A 1,949-nucleotide genomic window follows, 5' to 3' on the forward strand; every position below is an offset into this window, starting at 1 on the left:
GTTAAATGCGGGAGAGCCCCAACCGTGTGGTTGGGGCTCTCGACCGTTTAATGATGTTCCGGCGGTGACCTACTCTCCCACACCCTCCCGGGTGCAGTACCATCGGCGCTGTGGGTCTTAGCTTCCGGGTTCGGAATGGGACCGGGCGTTTCCCCCACGCTATGACCGCCGTAACCCTTGCTCCCGTTCCCCTGGGTTTGTGGCCCGGGGGTGGGAAATCTGGTGTTACAACTGTGGTGTTGTTTATTGTGTTGTGGTTTTGTTCCCTGGAACAACGGTGCCGTTTGGTGACGGGTTTGTTGTTTGGGAACCACATAGTGGACGCAAGCAGTCTTGTTATCTTTGTACTCTCTTCATGGTGTGAACGTCTTTTGAATCCGTTCACGAGGAGAGTGTGTGGTGTAAGTTATCGGCCTATTAGTACCGGTCAGCTTCACGAGTCGTTAGTCCTCGCTTCCACATCCGGCCTATCAACCCAGTGGTCTGGCTGGGGGCCTCTCACACACAAGGTGTATGGAAATCTCATCTCGAAGCGAGCTTCCCGCTTAGATGCTTTCAGCGGTTATCCCATCCGAACGTAGCTAATCAGCGGTGCACTTGGCAGTACAACTGACACACCAGAGGTTCGTCCGTCCCGGTCCTCTCGTACTAAGGACAGCCCTTCTCAAATTTCCTGCGCGCGCAGCGGATAGGGACCGAACTGTCTCACGACGTTCTAAACCCAGCTCGCGTACCGCTTTAATGGGCGAACAGCCCAACCCTTGGGACCTACTCCAGCCCCAGGATGCGACGAGCCGACATCGAGGTGCCAAACCATGCCGTCGATATGGACTCTTGGGCAAGATCAGCCTGTTATCCCCGAGGTACCTTTTATCCGTTGAGCGACGGCCATTCCACAATGTACCGCCGGATCACTAGTCCCGACTTTCGTCCCTGCTCGAGATGTCTCTCTCACAGTCAAGCTCCCTTGTGCACTTACACTCGACACCTGATTGCCAACCAGGCTGAGGGAACCTTTGGGCGCCTCCGTTACTTTTTAGGAGGCAACCGCCCCAGTTAAACTACCCATCAGGCACTGTCCCTGACCCGGATTACGGGCCGAAGTTAGATGTCCAAAGTGACCAGAGTGGTATTTCAACGATGACTCCACCCGAACTGGCGTCCGGGCTTCAACGTCTCCCACCTATCCTACACAAGCCACTCCGAACACCAATACCAAACTATAGTAAAGGTCTCGGGGTCTTTCCGTCCTGCTGCGCGTAACGAGCATCTTTACTCGTACTGCAATTTCGCCGAGTTTATGGTTGAGACAGCGGGGAAGTCGTTACTCCATTCGTGCAGGTCGGAACTTACCCGACAAGGAATTTCGCTACCTTAGGATGGTTATAGTTACCACCGCCGTTTACTGGGGCTTGAATTCTCAGCTTCGCCTTGCGGCTAACCGGTCCTCTTAACCTTCCAGCACCGGGCAGGAGTCAGTCCGTATACATCGTCTTGCGACTTCGCACGGACCTGTGTTTTTAGTAAACAGTCGCTTCCCCCTGGTCTCTGCGGCCCCTGCACGCTCCGGACAGCAAGTGTCCATCACGATGGGGGCCCCCCTTCTCCCGAAGTTACGGGGGCATTTTGCCGAGTTCCTTAACCATAATTCTCTCGATCGCCTTAGTATTCTCTACCTGATCACCTGTGTCGGTTTGGGGTACGGGCGGCTAAAACCTCGCGTCGATGCTTTTCTAGGCAGCATAGGATCACCGAATCCCCCCTTACGGGAGTCCCATCGGGTCTCAGGCATCATGAACGGCGGATTTGCCTACCGTTCGCCCTACATCCTTAGACCGGGACAACCATCGCCCGGCTCGGCTACCTTCCTGCGTCACACCTGTTAATACGCTTGCCTCCCAGGATCAGGTCCCGCGCTCCACCAAAACCCTTCACCCACAAGGGGTGTC

General features: G+C 55.3%; 2 rRNA genes. Both read right to left on the minus strand.

Annotated elements, in window-relative coordinates:
• Positions 1 to 56: 56 nt before the first annotated feature.
• Positions 57 to 173, minus strand: a 5S ribosomal RNA gene (gene rrf, locus J2W14_RS21140).
• A gap of 223 nt (positions 174 to 396) precedes the next feature.
• A 23S ribosomal RNA gene (locus tag J2W14_RS21145) occupies positions 397 to 1,949 on the minus strand; the annotation flags it as partial.

This window comes from Pseudarthrobacter oxydans (assembly GCF_030812335.1).
Lineage (GTDB): Bacteria > Actinomycetota > Actinomycetes > Actinomycetales > Micrococcaceae > Arthrobacter > Arthrobacter oxydans_B.